At 61.0% G+C, this 16419-nt stretch carries 14 protein-coding genes; 8 read left to right on the forward strand and 6 right to left on the reverse strand.

The window, feature by feature from the left end:
• Positions 1–67: 67 nt before the first annotated feature.
• From AC13RC_RS13030 to AC13RC_RS13065, 8 genes are all read left to right on the forward strand, one after another.
• Positions 68–1576: an ABC transporter substrate-binding protein gene (locus AC13RC_RS13030; protein ID WP_488557364.1), complete on the forward strand. Its 1509-nt coding sequence runs from the start codon at positions 68–70 to the stop codon at positions 1574–1576.
• Positions 1577–1646: 70 nt separating this feature from the next.
• Positions 1647–2594 carry an ABC transporter permease gene (locus AC13RC_RS13035; protein WP_488557365.1) on the forward strand — a complete coding sequence of 316 codons (948 nt, stop codon included), beginning with the start codon at positions 1647–1649 and terminating at the stop codon, positions 2592–2594.
• Positions 2591–3469, forward strand: coding sequence for an ABC transporter permease (locus tag AC13RC_RS13040; RefSeq protein ID WP_113355826.1), 879 nt, complete (start codon positions 2591–2593; stop codon positions 3467–3469). Before AC13RC_RS13035 ends, AC13RC_RS13040 begins: the two co-directional genes overlap by 4 nt.
• A 23-nt stretch (positions 3470–3492) precedes the next feature.
• Entirely contained in the window at positions 3493–5280 is a 1788-nt protein-coding gene (locus AC13RC_RS13045; RefSeq protein ID WP_488557366.1) for a gamma-glutamyltransferase family protein, read from the forward strand.
• Between the two features lie 5 nt (positions 5281–5285).
• Positions 5286–6044: a DUF1028 domain-containing protein gene (locus AC13RC_RS13050; RefSeq protein WP_488557367.1), complete on the forward strand. Its 759-nt coding sequence runs from the start codon at positions 5286–5288 to the stop codon at positions 6042–6044.
• Between the two features lie 50 nt (positions 6045–6094).
• Positions 6095–7945 (forward strand): ABC transporter ATP-binding protein, encoded by a 1851-nt coding sequence (locus AC13RC_RS13055; RefSeq protein ID WP_488557368.1) that lies wholly within the window; start codon positions 6095–6097, stop codon positions 7943–7945.
• Between the two features lie 79 nt (positions 7946–8024).
• Positions 8025–8576, forward strand: coding sequence for a glutathione peroxidase (locus tag AC13RC_RS13060; protein WP_145634013.1), 552 nt, complete (start codon positions 8025–8027; stop codon positions 8574–8576).
• 186 nt (positions 8577–8762) lie between these two features.
• The gene (locus AC13RC_RS13065) at positions 8763–9824 is read left to right on the forward strand and encodes a class I SAM-dependent methyltransferase (RefSeq protein WP_113329768.1); all 1062 of its coding nucleotides are present in this window, start codon (positions 8763–8765) and stop codon (positions 9822–9824) included.
• A 41-nt stretch (positions 9825–9865) separates the two neighbouring features.
• Here the strand turns inward: AC13RC_RS13065 and AC13RC_RS13070 are convergent, their stop codons facing one another.
• From AC13RC_RS13070 to AC13RC_RS13095, 6 genes are all read right to left on the reverse strand, one after another.
• Positions 9866–10951 (reverse strand): ABC transporter ATP-binding protein, encoded by a 1086-nt coding sequence (locus AC13RC_RS13070; RefSeq protein ID WP_488557369.1) that lies wholly within the window; start codon positions 10949–10951, stop codon positions 9866–9868.
• Positions 10952–10954: 3 nt separating this feature from the next.
• Positions 10955–11863 (reverse strand): carbohydrate ABC transporter permease, encoded by a 909-nt coding sequence (locus AC13RC_RS13075; RefSeq protein ID WP_069614645.1) that lies wholly within the window; start codon positions 11861–11863, stop codon positions 10955–10957.
• Entirely contained in the window at positions 11863–12801 is a 939-nt protein-coding gene (locus AC13RC_RS13080; protein WP_113329766.1) for a carbohydrate ABC transporter permease, read from the reverse strand. Before AC13RC_RS13080 ends, AC13RC_RS13075 begins: the two co-directional genes overlap by 1 nt.
• Before the next feature lie 74 nt (positions 12802–12875).
• Positions 12876–14123 (reverse strand): ABC transporter substrate-binding protein, encoded by a 1248-nt coding sequence (locus AC13RC_RS13085; RefSeq protein WP_083258275.1) that lies wholly within the window; start codon positions 14121–14123, stop codon positions 12876–12878.
• A 197-nt stretch (positions 14124–14320) separates the two neighbouring features.
• Positions 14321–15454 carry a Gfo/Idh/MocA family protein gene (locus tag AC13RC_RS13090; RefSeq protein WP_488557370.1) on the reverse strand — a complete coding sequence of 378 codons (1134 nt, stop codon included), beginning with the start codon at positions 15452–15454 and terminating at the stop codon, positions 14321–14323.
• Between the two features lie 10 nt (positions 15455–15464).
• The gene (locus AC13RC_RS13095; protein WP_488557371.1) at positions 15465–16394 is read right to left on the reverse strand and encodes a sugar phosphate isomerase/epimerase family protein; all 930 of its coding nucleotides are present in this window, start codon (positions 16392–16394) and stop codon (positions 15465–15467) included.
• Positions 16395–16419: the final 25 nt, after the last annotated feature.

Consider the following 16419-nt stretch of genomic DNA (forward strand, 5'->3'; position numbering starts at 1 on the left):
CCCGCCATGACCGGAGAGGAAACCGGTCGAGACTACAAAGAACGAAAACGATAAACAGGAGAACAGAATGAAGATCGCCAAATTCATGGCATCGCTTGCCGCCGGCGCTCTGATCGCGCTGCCGGCATTCGCCGTCGAACTCAAGATCGGTCTGCAGGACGATGCCGATGCGCTGGACCCTGCCCAATCCCGCACCTTCGTCGGCCGCATCGTCTATACCGCGCTCTGCGACAAGCTCGTCGACGTAACACCGGACCTAAAGTTCGTGCCGCAGCTCGCCACATCCTGGAAATGGTCCGCCGATGGCAAGCAGCTCGTCATGGAGCTGCGTCAGGGCGTGAAATTCCAGGATGGAACGCCGTTCAATGCGCAGGCTGTTGTCGACAATATCCAGCGCTATCAGACCATGCCGGAATCACGCCGCAAGAGCGAGCTTTCCTCTGTCGCCAAGGTCGAAGCATCCGGCGAATACGAAGCTACCTTCACCCTGAAGGCGCCCGACGTCACGCTGCTTGCCCAGCTTTCCGATCGCTCCGGCATGATGGTTTCGCCAACGGCGGCAAAGGCGGCCGGTGCCAAATTCGGCGATCATCCCGTCTGCTCCGGCCCTTTCAAATTCGTCGAGCGCGTGCAGCAGGACCGCATCGTGCTCGAAAAATTCCAGGATTACTGGAACAAGGACAAGATCTTCATCGATAAGGTGACCTATCTGCCGATCCCCGACACAACGGTGCGCCTTGCAAACCTGCGCTCCGGCGACCTCGACATGATCGAGCGCGTGGCTGCCTCCGATGCCGGCACGGTCAAGGGCGATCCCAATCTCGTCTATGCCGATGCTGTCGGCACCGGCTGGCTCGGCGTCTACGCCAATGTCGGCAATGGCGCTCGCGCCGACAATCCGATGGGCAAGGACAAGCGCCTGCGCCAGGCCTTCTCGCTGGCAATCGACCGCGAAGCCGCCATGCAGATCGTCTTCGATGGCACCGGACTTGCCGGCAACCAGCCTTTTGCACCGAATAGCCCCTGGTTCGACAAGGATATTCCGGTGCCCGTTCGCGATGTCGACAAGGCTAAGGCGCTGGTCAAGGAAGCCGGTTTCGACCGCATCCCGGTCGAGCTCGCCGTCGCCAACAATCCGGTTTCGATGCAGATGATGCAGATCATCCAGTCGATGGTTGCCGAAGCCGGTTTCGACGTGACGCTGAAGACGACCGAATTCGCGACCCTCCTCGACGCGCAGTCGAGCGGCAACTACCAGCTCAGCCGATCCGACTGGTCCGGCCGCTCCGATCCGGACGGCAATATCCAGCAGTTCGTGACGACAGGCGCCGGCCTCAACGATTCCAAATACAGCAATCCGGAGGTCGACAAGCTGCTGCTTGAGGCGCGCCAGTCGCAGGACAACGCCGTACGCAAGCAGAAATACGATGCGGCCGAGGCGATCCTCAGCCAGGACCTGCCGATCATCTTTCTCGGGCATCAGGCCTGGATCTGGGCCTACAATAAGAAGGTGTCCGGCTTTGTGCCCTCCCCGGACGGTATGATCCGCCTCGTAGGCGTGAAGAAAAGCGGCTGAGCTATGAGCGCCATGCGGGCTTCTTTCCGGATGGCGCTTTCACATTCGACATCGCGGCAAGGATCTGCCCATGTATAGCTATATCGGAAAGAGGCTGCTCGTCGCGATACCGACGCTGCTGATCATTTCGATCTTCGTCTTCTCGCTGCAGAAGCTTCTGCCCGGCGATCCGGTACTTGCCATGGCAGGCGAGGAGCGCGATCCCCAGGTGCTGGAGCTGTTGCGCGAGAAATATCGCCTGAACGACCCTGTGATCTACCAATATGGCTACTGGCTGCAGGGCGTCGCCAAGGGCGATCTCGGCGTTTCGCTGCGCACCAACCAACCGGTGCTGACGCTTGTTGCCGAAAAGCTGCCGGTCACCATTCAGCTTGCCGTCATGTCGATGATCTTCGCCTTCGCCATCGGCATTCCCATGGGCATATTGGCGGCGGTGAAGAAGAATAGCTTCATCGATTTTCTCGCCAACATCATCGCCTTGTGCGGCCTGTCCGTGCCGAATTTCTGGCTCGGCATCATGCTGATCCTGCTGGTCTCGGTGAAGCTGCATTGGCTGCCGGCCTCGGGATACCAACCCTTCTTCGAAGATCCATGGCGCTCCATCCAGACGATGCTGATGCCATCCTTCGTGCTCGGCAATGCGCTTGCTGCCACCTTGATGCGCCACACGCGCTCGTCGATGCTGAGCGTGCTCAGCGCCGACTATATCCGCACTGCCCGCGCCAAGGGCCTGCCGGAGATGGCCGTCGTGCTGCAGCACAGCTTCCGCAACGCCATCCTGCCCGTTGTCACCGTCAGCGCCCTGCTGTTCGGAGAGCTCCTGGCCGGTGCCGTTCTGACCGAGCAGATATTCACCATCCCCGGCTTCGGCAAGCTGATCGTCGATGCGGTCTTCAACCGGGATTACGCCGTCGTCCAGGGCGTGGTGCTCTGCACGGCCATCGGCTTCATCGCCATGAACCTTATTGCCGATATTCTCTACGTCCTCCTCAATCCGCGCATGAGGGCAGCCCTATGAGCACCATCGTTCAGACGGCCGCTGCAGCCCCTCCCGCCAAGCGCGCTCCCAATCGGGCCTGGCGGAAGCTGAGGGCCAACAAGGGGGCCTTGGTCGGACTTGCCATCATCCTTTTCTTTACCGCACTTGCTGCGCTTGCACCGCTCCTGCCGATTCCGGACCCGGTCGCAACCAGCTGGTCTGCGATCCGCAAGGCGCCATCCGCCGCACACTGGCTCGGCAGCGACGATCTCGGCCGCGACATTCTCTCCCGCATGATCTGGGGCGCACGGGCATCGCTGATGGCCGGCGTCTTCTCGGTTGCCATCGCGGTCGCGATCGGCGTGCCCTTCGGTCTCATCTCCGGCTACTATGGCGGCTGGATCGACCAGATCATCTCGCGCATCACCGAGGCCTTCCTGGCGATGCCATTCCTTATCACCGCTATTGCGCTTGCCGCCTTCCTCGGCCCGAGCCTCACCAACGCGATGATCGCGATCGGATTGTCCGCAACGCCGGTCTTCGTGCGGCTGACGCGCGGCCAGGTGCTGGCGGTCAAGACGGAGGATTATGTCGAGGGCGCCCGCTCGATCGGTCTCACCCATTTCAGCATCATCTCCCGCTATATCCTGCCCAACGTCTTTGCTCCGATCCTCGTGCAGGCAACACTCACCATCGCGACCGCCATCATCGCCGAGGCGAGCCTCTCCTTCCTCGGGCTCGGCCAGCAGCCGCCTGCCCCTAGCTGGGGCTCGATGCTCAATGTCGCCAAGAACTATCTCGAACAGGCGCCCTGGATGGCCATGTGGCCGGGTGCCGCTATTTTTCTCGTCGTGATCGGCTTCAATCTCCTCGGCGACGGCCTGCGCGATGCGCTCGACCCGCGCGAAGCATGAATAAACTCAAAAGGATGCCCCCAATGACCGCATTCACCACCCGCCCTGAAATCCTCGGCACCTTCGGCGTCGTCACGTCGACGCACTGGATCGCATCCGCCGTCGGCATGAGCATTCTCGAAAAGGGCGGCAACGCCTTCGACGCGGCCGTTGCGACAGGCTTCGTGCTGCAGATCGTCGAGCCGCATCTCTGCGGGCCGGGCGGCGACATGCCAGCCATCCTCTATTCCAAGAAGAAGGATAAGGTCGAGGTCATCTGTGCCCAAGGCCCGGCACCGGCCGGCGCGACGATCGAGCATTACAGGCGCGAGGGGCTGAAACTGATCCCCGGCGATGGCCTGCTCGCCACCGTCATCCCCGGTGCCTTCGATGGCTGGATGCTGATGCTACGCGATTACGGCAGGCTGACCGTCCGCGACGTACTGGAACCGGCGATCCATTATGCGGAGAAAGGCCATCCAGTCCTGCCGCGCGTCTCCGCCACCATCGCAGGTCTTGCCGATTTCTACCGCAAGGAATGGCCGACCTCCTACGAGACCTGGCTGCCGGGGGGAGCTGCGCCCGAACCCTGGTCCAATTTCAGGAACCCGGTTCTTGCCGACACCTGGAAGCGTGTTGTCGCGGAAGCGGAAAGCAAGAGCGATCGCGAAGCGCAGATCGAAGCCGCTCGCGATGCCTATTACCGCGGCTTCGTCGCAGAAGCCATCGACAGCTATGTCAGCAAGACGGAGGTCATGGATGCAAGCGGCGGGCGCCACAAGGGCGTGCTGACCGCCGACGACATGGCCAACTGGCAGGCGACGGTCGAGGCGCCGCTGACCTATGATTATCACGGCTGGACGGTCGCCAAGATCGGCCCCTGGGGTCAAGGCCCCGTCTTCCTCCAGACACTGTCGCTGCTCAAGGGTTTCGATCTGGCCGGCATGGATCCCGCCGGCGCCGATTTCGTCCACACCGTGACCGAGGCCATGAAACTCGCCTTTGCCGATCGCGAGGTCTATTACGGCGACCCCAATTTCACGCGCGTACCGCTCGAAACCCTGCTGTCGGACGCCTATGCCGGCGAGCGCCGCCGGCTGGTTTCGTCAGAGGCGTCGCTTGCCCTGCGCCCCGGCAAGCTGCCCGGCTTTGAAAGCCAGTACGATCTTACCATGGCGATGCTCGACGCACCGGAAGCCAAGAGCGGCGCGGTCTATGAGCCCACCATGTCGCATCTTACCGAGAAGCGCGGCGACACCGTGCATATCGATGTCATCGACCGCGAAGGCAACATGGTCTCGGTCACGCCATCCGGCGGCTGGCTGCAATCCTCGCCGATCATTCCAGGCCTCGGCTTCTGCCTCAATTCTCGCGCCCAGATGTTCTGGCTGCAGCCGGGTCTGCCCTCCTCGCTGGCACCGGGCAAGCGGCCGCGTACGACGCTGACCCCGACAATGGCACTGCATGAAGGACGCCCGACGCTGGCCTTCGGCACGCCCGGCGGCGATCAGCAGGAGCAGTGGCAGCTGTCCTTCTTCCTGCGCTATGTCCATCATGGGCTGAACCTGCAGGAAGCGATCGACAAGCCGCTGTTCCACAGCACGCATTTCCCGAGCTCCTTCTATCCGCGCACCCGCGAACCGGGCGGCCTGACGGCGGAGGCGAATTTCGGCGCTGAGGTGCTCGATACGCTCCGCAAGAGAGGCCACCAGCTGACCGTCGCACCGGAGTGGACCGTGGGTCGGCTGACCGCCGCACGGCGCGACGCCGATGGCCTCTTGCGCGCAGCGGCAACACCTCGTTTGATGCAAGCCTATGCCGTTGGGAGATAGAGCCGATGACCTGGTCGATCGTTGCCCGAGAACCCGAAACCGGACATCTCGCCATCGCCGTCGCCACGCGCTTCTTTGCCGTCGGCAGCATCGTGCCGCATATTCGCGGCGGCATCGGCGCGGTTGCGACGCAGGCTTTTGCCAGCCCGCTTTACGGCATCGACGGACTTGCGATGCTGGCATCCGGTCATGCGCCCCGTGAAATTCTGGAAACGCTGAGCGCCCGCGACGAAGGCCGCGAGCAGCGGCAGTTTCACCTGATCGACAACAAGGGCAACAATGCCGCCTTTACCGGCGCCAAGTGTATCGATTGGGCGGGGCATCTGGTCGACGACAATGTATCGGTGGCTGGCAACATGCTGGCTGGACCGCAGGTGATTGCTGAAACGCTTGCGACCTTCAAGAAAACCGCAGGCAAACCACTTGCGGAGCGGCTGCTCCAAGCCATGCGGGCGGGCGAAGATGCAGGCGGGGATAAGCGTGGCAAGCAATCAGCAGCACTCGTCATCCACCGCGACCAGGATTACGCTTGGCTGAACATCCGAGTCGACGACAGCGCCGATCCGCTGACCGAACTCGAGCGGCTCTACGCAGTTGCGCAGGAACGCTATTTGCATGTCGCAGAAACCATGCCGACGCGGCAGAACCCCAGCGGGATGACCGACCGCCGCGAGATCGACGAAAAGATTGCCGCGCTTGAGGCCAAGAGGATTGCCGAAGGTCGCCCTTCAGCCTCCCGTGCCACGATAGCAGCTCCATCGTGAGTAAACGCAGTTGAAGCCTGACCAATGGTAAAATCATAAAAGGGAACTTCATGCCGATCGTTGCAGCGCCGATGACCAATGCAGACACCCAGCCTGTTCTTTCCATCTCCAATCTCACCACGTCGTTTCTCGTCGATGGCGAGTGGCGCAAGGTCGTGAAGGACATTTCCTTCGATGTAATGCCGGGAGAGACGGTCGCCATCGTCGGCGAAAGCGGTTCCGGCAAGAGCGTGACGTCCCTTTCGATCATGCGGCTGCTCGCCAGGGCCAGCAGCCGCATCGAGGGCGAAGTCAAGCTCAACGGCCGCGATCTCCTGGCATTGCCGGAGGCCGAGATGCGAAAGGTGCGCGGCAAGGACGTCGCGATGATCTTCCAGGAGCCGATGACTTCACTCAATCCGATCTTCACCATCGGCCGGCAGATTTCCGAGGCGCTGACCTGCCATGGCAATATTTCCAAGGCGGAGGCAAAAGCCGAAACGATCCGCCTTCTGGAAAAAGTGCGCATCCCCAACGCGTCCTCGCGCTTCGACGAATATCCGCATCAGTTTTCAGGCGGCATGCGCCAGCGCGTGATGATCGCGATGGCGCTTGCCAGTCGCCCGAAACTCCTGATCGCCGATGAGCCGACGACCGCGCTCGACGTGACAATCCAGGGCCAGATCCTCGATCTCATCAAGGTGCTGCAGGAAGAGGAAGGCATGTCCGTCCTCTTCATCACCCACGACATGGGCGTCGTCGCCGAAATCTCCGACCGCACCATCGTCATGTATCGCGGCGAAGCGGTGGAGACCGGCAAGACCGACGATATCTTTCATCGCGGCCAGCATCCTTATACCCGCGCCCTGCTGTCAGCCGTGCCGCGCCTCGGTTCCATGAAAGATCAGCCGCAGCCGCTGCGCTTCCCGGTCGTCGACGCGAGCACCGGCGAGCGCAGCGAACCGAAGGCGCTCGCCGATACCGTCGATCACGGCAAGACACCAGTGCTCGAGGTGAAGAACCTCGTCACACGCTTCGATCTTCGTGGCGGCCTGCTGGCCCGCCCAACGGGCGCGATCCATGCGGTCGAGAATGTCTCCTTCGATCTTGCACAAGGGGAAACGCTGTCGCTGGTCGGCGAATCCGGCTGCGGTAAGTCGACGACGGGGCGCTCCATCATGCGCCTCATCAATCCCAAATCCGGCGAGGTTCGCCTCGACGGCTATGACGTGATGAAGCTCAATACGCTCGATCTGCGCCGGATGCGCCGCAGCATCCAGATGATCTTCCAGGACCCTTTCGCGAGTCTCAATCCGCGTATGACGATCGGCGCTGCGGTTGCCGAACCCTTCATCGAGCATCGCTTGGGCACGCGCGCCGAAGCCCGGGAAAGGGCCGCCGATCTTCTGGAGCAGGTCGGCCTGAAAGCCGATATGATGAGCCGTTATCCGCACGAATTCTCGGGCGGCCAGCGGCAGCGCATCTGCATCGCCCGCGCGCTCGCCCTCGACCCGAAGGTGATCGTCGCCGACGAAAGCGTCTCGGCGCTCGACGTGTCGATCAAGGCGCAGGTTTGCAATCTGCTAATGGATCTGCAGCAGAGCCTCAATCTCTCCTATCTCTTCATCTCGCACGACATGGCCGTGGTCGAGCGCGTCAGCCATCGCGTCGCGGTCATGTATCTCGGCGAGATCGTCGAGATCGGCCCGCGCGCGTCGGTTTTCGAGAATCCACAGCATCCCTACACGAGGAAGCTGATGGCGGCCGTCCCGGTACCGGATCCATCCCGGCGCGGCATCCGGCGCAACCTCGCCGTCGACGAATTGAAGAGCCCGGTGCGCCCCGTCGGCTATCAGCCACCCGCGCGACACTACCGCGAAGTCTCGCAGGGCCATCTGGTTCGAATGGAAGAGGCTGCCTGAGGCGCATTCTGACCTTGACGCCACCGAATTCCGGGCAAATATCGGCATCCTGTTTTCCGTCTCATCTGGAGTGAATGATATGACCGATAGCGTGCTCGATATTCCGGTAAAGAGGATCGACGGCAGCGATACGACGCTTGCCGACTATCGCGGCAAGGTCATCATGGTCGTCAATGTCGCGTCCAAATGCGGCCTGACGGTACAGTACGAAGGATTGGAAAAGCTCTATGAAGAAAAGCGCGGCGAAGGTCTGGTCATCGCCGGCTTCCCGGCCAATGATTTCAAGGGCCAGGAGCCAGGCACCGACAAAGAGATTCTGGACTTCTGCACGCTGACCTACGACGTGCAGTTCCCGATGTTCTCCAAGATCGCAGTGACTGGCGACGAGCGTCATCCGCTGTACGACAGCCTGATCGCATCCGGCGTCGAGACCATCGGCGACGGTCCGATGCGTGCCCGCCTCGCCGATCGCGGCCTGCACACCGGCGACAATGGCGGCATCGTCTGGAACTTCGAGAAATTCCTGATTGGCCGCGACGGCAAGGTTGCCGCGCGCTTTGCGCCCGACGTAACCGCCGACGATCCGCGCCTGCTCTCAGTTCTGGAAAAGGAGCTGGCGCGCGCCAACTGAGGCGTGAGCTCTCTTTTGGACCTCCAAAAATAACACATCACATCAATAGGTTGCGCTACTTTTCAGGGCGAGGGCCTGGCGTGTTCAGCCGGATGGCGTAATTGCCTGCCCTCCAGCCTGGGAGTATCTTTCCCTATCCGAATACATCGTGACGGAACGCTGCATCAATTCTGATGGGAGGATGTCATGCGCGAACCTGATATGCAGAAACTCGATACCCTTGTCGGGCGCTTGGTCGGCGATCTCGGCGCGGCGGTCTCAGGCGTGTTGGTAACGCTCGGAGACCATTTGGGCCTGTTCAAGGCCATGGCTGACGGAACGCCAAGGACTTCGGCCGATTTGGCCGACAAAGTCGGTGTGAAAGAACGCTATGTGCGCGAATGGCTGTCAGCTCAGGCAGCCGCCGACTATGTCAGTTATGACGATAAGACCGAGCGCTTCTACCTGACGCCGGAACAGGCAATGGTATTTGCGGAGGAAGACAGCCCTGCCTTTTTCGCCGGCGCTTTCGATGTCGTTCAATCCATGTGGATCGACGAGCCGAAGGTCGTCAACGCCTTCAAGACCGGCAGCGGCCTTGGTTGGCATGAGCACAGCACCTGCCTGTTTCGCGGCACGGAACGCTTCTTCCGGACAGGCTACAACAGCCATCTCGTTTCGGAATGGATACCGGCGCTCGACGGCATGCAGGAAAAGCTCGAGGCCGGCGCGATCGTCGCCGATGTCGGCTGCGGCCACGGCGCCTCGACCATCCTGATGGCAGAAGCCTATCCGAACTCGACTTTCTTCGGCTTCGACTACCATCTTCCGTCCATCGAACGAGCGAAAGCTGCGGCGCAGGAGGCGGGCGTTGCGGGCCGGATCACGTTCGAACAGGCGACCGCCAAGGACTTCCCGGCTGCCGACTACGACCTTGTGGCGATGTTCGATTGTCTGCACGACATGGGCGATCCCGTCGGTGCCGGCAAACATATTAAGGAAACCCTCGCCGATGACGGCACCTGGATGATCGTCGAGCCCTTCGCCCATGACTGCCTGAAGGACAATCTCAACCCCGTTGGCCGCGTCTACTACGGGGCTTCAACGATGATCTGTACGCCAGCCTCGCTGTCGCAGGAGGTCGGGCTGGGTCTGGGCGCACAGGCTGGCGAGCTGAAACTGCGCAAGGTTGCCATGGATGCGGGCTATTCGCATTTCCGCAAGGCGACTGAAACGCCGTTCAACATGATCTTCGAAGTCAGGGCATGAAGATTGTGCCGCACGCTTCGTCCAACGCGCGGCACCGCATCTTATAGACGCTGCCCGTCTTCCCCGAACAGCGACGCGAGCGCCGGCTGAAAATAAACCGGCTGCTCGGTGTCGAGTGCGACATCCTCATCGGCATCGATACGCACCGACAGCGTCTCGCTGCCAACCTGACCCCAGATCAGATTGTCCGAGCCCATGGGCTCGACGATGGTGAAGGTCGCCGGCAGGCTGGCAGCCCGTCCGCTAGCGGGCTGGAACTGCATTTGCTCGGGTCGAACGCCAAGTGTCGCCTTGCGGCCCTCGCCCGGCGTGCCGGAAAACTCGTAGCCGTTGAGGTCGATCGCGCGGCCATCCGGCAACATGAACGCCGGCACGCCGCCATTGCTCGCCACCTGCCCCGACAGGAAGTTCATCGATGGCGAGCCGACGAAGCCTGCCACGAAGCGATTGACCGGACGGCGATAGATCTCCTTCGGCGTGGCGAATTGCTGGATGACGCCGCCGCTCATGACGGCGATGCGATCGGCGAGCGTCAGCGCCTCAATCTGGTCATGCGTCACGTAGATCATGGTGGAACCGAGGCCGCTATGCAGGCGCTTCAGTTCGACACGCAGCTCGGTTCTGAGCTTGGCGTCAAGGTTGGAGAGCGGCTCGTCGAACAGGAAGACGTCGACGTCACGCACCAGCGCACGGCCGATGGCGACACGCTGGCGCTGGCCGCCGGAAAGCTCCCCCGGTCGCCGTTTGCGCAAGGGGTCGATCTGCAGGATCTGCACGGCGCGGTCGACACGCTGGGCAATCTCCTCCTTCGCCATGCCGGCAATGTGCAGCCCGAAGGAGAGATTTCCTTCGACGGTCATCGTCGGGTAAAGCGCATAGGACTGGAACACCATGCCGATGCCGCGGTCCTTCGGTTCCTCCCAGGTGACGTTCCTGTCGCCGATCCAGATCTGGCCGTCGGTGATATCGGTCAGCCCGGCAATGGCGTTGAGCAAGGTCGACTTGCCGCAGCCGGAGGGACCGAGGAGTACGATGAACTCGCCGGATTGTATCTCAAGATTGAGCGATTTCAGGACGCTGACGCTGCCGAAATCGATTGCAAGTTCGCGAATGGAAACATTGGCCATGAACTATCCCTTGACTGCGCCGGCGGTGATACCGCGCACGAACCAGCGGCCCGAGCCGAAATAGACGATCAACGGAACCAGGGCGGTGAGGATGGTCGCCGCCATGTTGACGTTGTAGAGCTTCTCACCCTGGGTGGAGTTGACGATGTTGTTGAGCTGCACGGTCATGGGGAAGTTTTCTCGGCCGGCGAAGACGACGCCAAAGAGGAAATCGTTCCAGATGCCGGTCACCTGCAGGATCGCCGCGACCACCAGGATCGGGATCGACATCGGGATCATCAGCCGGAAGAAGATCTGCCACAGCCCCGCGCCGTCGATGCGAGCTGCCTTGAAGAGCTCCATCGGCAGGCTCGAATAATAGTTGCGGAAAAGCAGCGTCAGCACCGGCAGACCGAAGACTGTGTGGGTGATGATGATGCAGGGCAGCGTCGAATAGATGCCCACGTCGCGATAGATCAGAACCAGCGGATAGATGAACACCTGGTACGGTATGAAGGCGCCGAGCAGCAGGATGGCAAAGAGCACGTTTGCCCCTTTGACCCGCCAGAAGGATAGCGCATAGCCGGTCAGCGACGAGATCAGGATCGACAAAATCATGCTCGGGATCAGGATCTTCACCGAATTCCAGAAGCCGACGCTGATGCCGCCGCATTCCAGTCCGGTGCAGGCCGTGCTCCACGCCTGTATCCAGGCATCCGCAGTCCACATTTGCGGAAAGGCGAAGATATTGCCCTGACGGATCTCCGGCATGGATTTGAACGAGGTGACAAGCATCACATAGAGCGGCAGCAGGAAGAACAGGGCCGCGATGACGAGAAAGAGATAAAGGCCGATGCGTCCTGGGGTCAGATGCTGCGGCTTGCGGCCGGTCGGACCCTGCATGGCACCAGTGACGGAAGATGGCGTCGTCATCAGTTCCCCCTCGGCTTTTCACGGAAATATTCATAATAGAGCCAGGGCGTCACCAGGATGACCACCGTGATGAACATCACGGTCGATGCTCCGGTTGCAAGGCCGATATTGCCGCGCCCGAAGAGGTAATCCATGATGAATTTCCCGGGCACTTCGGTCGCGATACCCGGACCGCCGCCGGTCGTCGCCAGAACCAGTTCGTAAACCCTCACAACCGCAATCGCCAGAAGAACGCTGGCGGTGATGATGGTCGGTCTCAGAATCGGGATGACGATATGCAGGTAAACGCGCCAGCTCGGTATGCCGTCGATGCGCGTCGCCTTCCACAATTCCCGGTCGACGCCGCGCAGGCCCGCGAGCATGATCGCCATGACGAGGCCGGAAGATTGCCAGACACCGGCAAGCACGATGACGTAGAGCGCGAGATCGCTCTGGACGATCCAGTCGAAGCGGAACCAGGTGAAGCCGACACTGTCGGCAACCTTTTGCAGGCCGAGCGTCGGATTCATGATCCACTGCCAGACCAGCCCGGTGACGATGAAGGACATGGCAAAGGGATAGAGGAAGATCGTTCGGAAGGTATTTTCGAAACGGACCTTCTGATCGAGCGCGACGGCGAGAAGAAAGCCGAGGATCAGACAGCCGGCAATGAAGAGAATGCCGAAGACGACGACGTTCTGCAGCGACAGCAGCCAGCGCGCCGTCGAAAACAACCGCTCATACTGCTTCGTGCCGACGAAAGTGTTGACCGGCAGCACCTTGCTGTCCGTGAACGATATCCAGATGTTCCAGACGACGGTGACGACATAGGCCAGAAGCACGATGGCGAAGGCTGGAAACAGGGCCACGTAGGGCGAAAAATGTATCCTCCTGCGGCTGACGCTCGCAGGTGCGACAGCCGCTTTTGCAGCAGTGGCGCTCGTATTGGGGCTGCTCATGGACGCGCTCCTCCTCAGCATTCATGGAAACCGGCGGCAGGCTCACCTGCCGCCGCATGGATGTCGATCGAAGCTTACTTGGCCTGTTCAATGACCTGCGCAAACTGCGTGGCGAACTGGTCCGCCGTCATGCTGGGCGTCGTCCAGTATTGAGCAATGAGATCGCCTTCGGTCTGGACAATATCCTGAGGGGTCAGCACGTCGGGCGCCAGGATCTGGCGGCTCGGATCCTTGAGTGCGTTCAGGCCCTTCTGGGCGCAAGCGTCGAGCTTCGACGTATCGACGTCGAGGCGCACGGGCACCGAACCCTTCTTGGAGTTGAAGGCAAGCTGGCCTTCCTTCGACATGATGACGGTAGCGAGCAGGGTCTGGGCGTCGGTCGCCGTCTTATCCTTGAGAACGGGGAAGACAAAGATGTCGCCGCCCATCATGAAGTTTGATTCGCCAGGTCCGAGGATGCAACCGAAATCCTTGTCGGCGACGAGGCCGGCATGGATGAATTCACCCTTGGCCCAGTCTCCCATGAACTGGATGCCGGCCTTGCCGTCGATCAGCATGCCGGTCGCGACGTTCCAGTCGCGGTTCGGGCTGCCAGGGTCCTGATAGTTGCGAAGCTTGGCGAAGACTTCCGCCACATGCTTGAACTTGTCGGACTTGACGGCATCCGTGTCGAGATCCTTCCAGACCTTGGCATAGAGATCCTTCCCGCCCTCGCCGAGCAGGATGGCGTTGAACATCGACTGCAGCTGCCAGGGCTGACCGCCGACGGCAACCGGGATCAGGCCGGCAGCCTTGATCTTGTCGAGCGCGGCAAACATTTCATCCCAGGTCTTCGGCTCTTCCGTCACGCCGGCCTTGGTGAAGACGGCCTTGGAATAGAAGACCCAGTTCTGACCGTGGTCGTTGATGGGAGCGCCATAGATATGATCCTGGAACTGGATGGCCTGATAGAAAGATGGTGTCAGAACCGATTTCCAATCCTGCTCCTTGGCGAGATCGTCGAGCGGCCGCAGCAGGCCTTGCTGGGCCAGTTCGTTCATCTGCGTGCCGGTGTTGAACTGCATGGCCGTCGGCGGATTGCCGCCGATGATGCGGTTGATGCCGATCGGACGAGCAGTCGAGCCGGAGCCGGCAATTGCGGTATCCACCCATTCGCCGCCTGCAGCGTTGAAGGCCTTGGCCAGTTCCTTCACGGCTGCGGCTTCACCGCCCGAAGTCCACCAATGCAGAACTTCGGCCTTCTTGCCTTCGGCCAGAGCGCCGGTCACGCTCGCCGCGACCAGCGCCGTGGCGCCGACCAATGCCATCATCAATTTGCGCATGCGTTCCTCCTCCTTTGAGGGCGTTCTTCAAACGCCTTTCCTCAGCCGCCGCCGTCTCCAGACACCGGATGCCGAATCTCCTGATCCTCCAAAACTGTGCGGCAGGGCCTCCGTTCCCTGCAGCACGTGAGCAATGCTTCCTCAGGCATTGCCCCTTCGTCAAGCCCGCAGTCCAAAAGGACCGCATTTTCTCAACTCTATAGCGCACTCAATGAGAAACGTCCCTCATTTATTGCGCGCGGAATTGGATCGGGCCGACCGCAACTACTGTGGATTGCAACCACAGAACGCGATTGCGCCGAACGCTCGAATGCCGTCATCACCTCAAGGGCGTGGAAAGCTAGTTCCGACGATACCCGATGCTGACGTCCCGAGCGAAGGGAATCCACCATCTCCGCCGCGCCCAATCCGCGCAGACCGAGATGACCTGGCACACCTTCCGTATAGGGGTGATCGACGGGGATCTCCCTCCACGCCTCATCGCCATCGCGAAATATCTCGACCTTGCCGCTGAAATTGTTTGGATCCGGCGTCACCATAGTACCTTCCGAACCGTAAAGCTCGATCTGATTGTGCTTGTGCTTGATGACATCGAAGCTGGTGGCAATGGTGACGGTCGCACCGCTATGGAACTCCATAACGCCCGTCAGATGGGTCGGCACCAGTACCTTGATCGTCTCGCCGCGACGCGGATCGGTCTTCACCGTGCGTTCGATGCGGGTGATCTTCGCAGTGCCAAAGACCTCGCGCACGGGTCCGAGCAAGGCGATGAGGTTCGTCACATAGTACGGACCGACATCGAGCATCGGGCCGCCGCCGCGGCCGTAGAAGAAGGCTGGGTTGGGATGCCAATGCTCATGACCCGGCAACAGCAGCATGGCGGTGGCCGAAATCGTCTTGCCGATGCGCCCTTCATCGAGCAAGCGCCGTGTCAACTGGTGACCGCCGCCAAGGAAGGTGTCGGGAGCGCAACCGAGCCGCAGGTCTCCTGCCCGCGCGATGGCCATCGACTCCTCCGCCTCGCCCATGGAGACGCCAAGCGGCTTCTCCGAATAGACATGCTTGCCGGCAAGCAGCGCCTTCTTGCTGATGGCATAATGCGAGACCGGCGTCGTCAGGTTGATGATGAGACCGATTTCCGGATCGGAAAGCATCGTATCGAGCGCAACGGCCTCGATGCCAAACTGCTCGGCGAGCTTGCGGGCAGGCTCCTGATAAAGATCGTAAACAGACTTCACGCGAATGAAATCAAACATATGCAGGGTCGCAACATAGGTGGCGCTGATATTGCCGGCGCCGACAATGCCGACTTTCATGGGTTCGTTGCTCATTGGCTTGCCTCTAGGAAATGGTGATATCGAGTTCGGCGGCAGCGGCGCGCAGATAGCTCATGCCACGGCGCATCTCGTCATCGAATTCCGTCGTCGCTTCGCGGAAATGGGTCCAATGCGATGCACCCGGCGCGTCTTCCAGCTCCAGCGTGATCGGGCCGGAATAGCCGATGGTCTTGAGTGCCGCGAAAATCGCCTTCCAATCGATCTTGCCGCGCCCCGGGCGCCAATGGGCGTTGGTGTGCCCTTCATTGTCGGAAAAATGCGTGTTGAAGATCCGATCGCCGAGCGCCAGCACGACGTAATGCGGCATGTCGCCGGCCGGAAAGAGATGGCTCGGGTCGAAGTTCAGGCCGAGATTGGCGGCACCGGTGCGCTCGATCAGCCGCAGCATGCCCTGACCGGAGCTGACCCAGCGATAAGGATGCGGCTCGATCGCGACCTTGAGACCCGCGGCGGCGGCAATCTCGCAAGCCCGGATAAAACCCTCGACGACGGCTTCATATTCACCCGTCCAATCCCATTGCGGTTCGACCGCCGCGCCCCACTCCTGCGAGATCGGCCGCTGCAGGATCGGCCTGACCTCGGACTGAAACGGATAGGGTGTCATGCTGGTGACGATCGGCGTGCCGATCGCGGCGGCGACTTCCATGCCGCGCTGGTAGCCATCGAGGTCGACTGTCGAGACGGCAGCATTTGCTGCGCGGCTGAAGGGTAGATTGAAGAAGAAGTTGGTGAGCACCAGCCCCTCTCCGTCTGCAATCTGCTTCAACTCGAGGATGGTTTCGCGCGTGTAGTAGCTCAACATGTCCACCGACCACGCGGTGAGCTCAAATCCCTTGCAGCCTGTCGCAGCGAGCCGCCGCAACGGCGCTTGATACGGCGGGTTCCAATTGAAGGTCCAAATAGGCGATCCGAAAAAAAGCGATCCGTCGCTCACGTTATCCTCCCCTTGCAATGCGTGA

It is taken from the genome of Martinezella sp. CNPSo 3890 (assembly GCF_057784455.1).

Coding starts and splice junctions, on each gene's coding strand:
- AC13RC_RS13030 (WP_488557364.1), top strand. CDS start 68: ATGAAGATCGCCAAATTCATGGCATCGCTTGCCGCCGGCGCTCTGATC.
- AC13RC_RS13035 (WP_488557365.1), top strand. CDS start 1,647: ATGTATAGCTATATCGGAAAGAGGCTGCTCGTCGCGATACCGACGCTG.
- AC13RC_RS13040 (WP_113355826.1), top strand. CDS start 2,591: ATGAGCACCATCGTTCAGACGGCCGCTGCAGCCCCTCCCGCCAAGCGC.
- AC13RC_RS13045 (WP_488557366.1), top strand. CDS start 3,493: ATGACCGCATTCACCACCCGCCCTGAAATCCTCGGCACCTTCGGCGTC.
- AC13RC_RS13050 (WP_488557367.1), top strand. CDS start 5,286: ATGACCTGGTCGATCGTTGCCCGAGAACCCGAAACCGGACATCTCGCC.
- AC13RC_RS13055 (WP_488557368.1), top strand. CDS start 6,095: ATGCCGATCGTTGCAGCGCCGATGACCAATGCAGACACCCAGCCTGTT.
- AC13RC_RS13060 (WP_145634013.1), top strand. CDS start 8,025: ATGACCGATAGCGTGCTCGATATTCCGGTAAAGAGGATCGACGGCAGC.
- AC13RC_RS13065 (WP_113329768.1), top strand. CDS start 8,763: ATGCGCGAACCTGATATGCAGAAACTCGATACCCTTGTCGGGCGCTTG.
- AC13RC_RS13070 (WP_488557369.1), bottom strand. CDS start 10,951: ATGGCCAATGTTTCCATTCGCGAACTTGCAATCGATTTCGGCAGCGTC.
- AC13RC_RS13075 (WP_069614645.1), bottom strand. CDS start 11,863: ATGACGACGCCATCTTCCGTCACTGGTGCCATGCAGGGTCCGACCGGC.
- AC13RC_RS13080 (WP_113329766.1), bottom strand. CDS start 12,801: ATGAGCAGCCCCAATACGAGCGCCACTGCTGCAAAAGCGGCTGTCGCA.
- AC13RC_RS13085 (WP_083258275.1), bottom strand. CDS start 14,123: ATGCGCAAATTGATGATGGCATTGGTCGGCGCCACGGCGCTGGTCGCG.
- AC13RC_RS13090 (WP_488557370.1), bottom strand. CDS start 15,454: ATGAGCAACGAACCCATGAAAGTCGGCATTGTCGGCGCCGGCAATATC.